The organism is Pedobacter sp. GW460-11-11-14-TSB4 (assembly GCF_059423705.1).
Window position 1 is genome coordinate 1 of the sequence record NZ_JBWKYI010000068.1, and the last position, 1,678, is coordinate 1,678.

Consider the following 1,678-nt stretch of genomic DNA (forward strand, 5'->3'; position numbering starts at 1 on the left):
ATTAAAAGCTCATTATTAATTTGCTAATCACGCTACCTAATTTTTTAAAATATTTGTCATTTTAGATTCAAATGGCTTAAAAAAATTAAATTTTAATAAACAGCCCTGCCTTTTCACAGGTTAAATGCAGAAGATGTTTACAGTTCTTGTTTTTTTTCTCTCCTAAAATGTTTTTTTATACCTCTATTTGTTTAAAAAATTACCTCATGAAGAATTTAGTTTTATTTTGCACTGTACTTTTTTTAGCTGCCTGCTCTGGTGATAAAACAGATCAGGTGCTGCTCGATCTTGACAAGAAGAAATTGACAGCAAACATTAACTATGATAAAATCATCTTTTATAAGTTCGCTAAAATAGCTGTCCGTTCAACTGCAGTTCAAGATACAACTCAACCCGAATATCAAAAATTCAGTAAACAGGCACAAAGTGTTGTTCGTACCTTAAATAAGGTGAACGGAAATGGCGACGAAAATATTTCAGTAATAGACGCCTTAAGGCTGTATAAAGAATACCGCTCGGTTAAACAATTTGTGAAAGAAACCGACGAAGATGTTTTCCCGCTTTTAACAGCTGGATTTATTGCAATGAAGACTGGCGTTAAAACACCGGATCCTTTTTTTAAAGACCTAAAAAAGGTTTACTATCAAAACATTGAACATGCCATTTTAAGTATGGCAGTTTTAACCACCAGAGATTTAGGGCAGCCTTTTGCATTATATGAATGCGCTAAAACTCAGCCAGAGTTGCTGGATGATTGCGAAGTTAAAACCTTGCTCGAATTTGTCCGTGGCTTTCTGTTTTTTGGCAATAATCTTTTTTACCTGTCAGAAGATGGTCTCTCGCGAAATATTAAATGGCTTGATAAAAATGAGAAAATTCCACTCCCCTACACGAAAGCCTTTTTTGGCTGGAGCCGCTTAAATGATGAACAAACCCATGTTGCCTTTCATGGCATGAACTACCTTTTCAGAGGTTTTGACCGGATGAGAATGGAGCGCAAAATTGATGAGGAGCGATCGCTTGAAGATTTTGAGGCTTTTTTAAACGACATGAATAAACTCGGCGTCCAAAATGAACTGGTTTGGGGGATAACCGCTTACCTGAATTTAAAAAAAGAAAGACCAGAGCAGTCGCTTCCGGCATTAGAAAAGCTAAGCAAAAGCCCATTATTTTCTAACAGTGAACGTGAAGCCCTGCAGCAAACCATTGTCTATGTAAAAGATCGTAAATCAGATAAGGCACTAACAGGAGTATACGACAAAGCATTTATAGGCAAAATTGCCACCAAATATATGATCGCACTGCTATCGAAGGTTGATTGGGAAAAACTGATGAAGCAACAGGGAGTTCCTTATACTAAAGAAGTATTTGCCGGCATCGGCAAATTTAAAGCGCTTTCCAATTCGGTGAGTGAGTACACACAACCTTCAACCATCGAAAAGGGTAAAAAAGAGATTGGCAAGAAAGGCAGCGAGCTGCTCGAAAAAGCTAAAGGGTTTTTGAACTAAAAGGTAGTTTTTCATTTAGATTGGAGCGCAGTCCTGAACTTAGGGCGAGAGCTTTTTAACTTTCTTTGGAAAGTTAAAGATTTTACTTCGCAGTGTCTTCGGGTTCTCGCCTACGCCATTACTAACAGATTCCAATAAAGCGGTCGTCCTTCCCGCGCATGCGGGAAGGA

1 protein-coding gene is annotated in these 1,678 nt (G+C 37.9%); it reads left to right on the forward strand.

Features of this window, described 5'->3' with window-relative positions; all coding sequences use genetic code 11:
* Window positions 1-206: 206 nt before the first annotated feature.
* Window positions 207-1,508, forward strand: a complete 1,302-nt coding sequence (locus AC07YT_RS25045; protein WP_145954275.1) for a short-chain dehydrogenase — start codon at window positions 207-209, stop codon at window positions 1,506-1,508.
* Window positions 1,509-1,678 lie beyond the last annotated feature (170 nt).

Bases quoted from the DNA above. Each gene is read 5' to 3' on its own strand.
- AC07YT_RS25045 (WP_145954275.1), top strand. From the start codon at position 207: ATGAAGAATTTAGTTTTATTTTGCACTGTACTTTTTTTAGCTGCCTGC.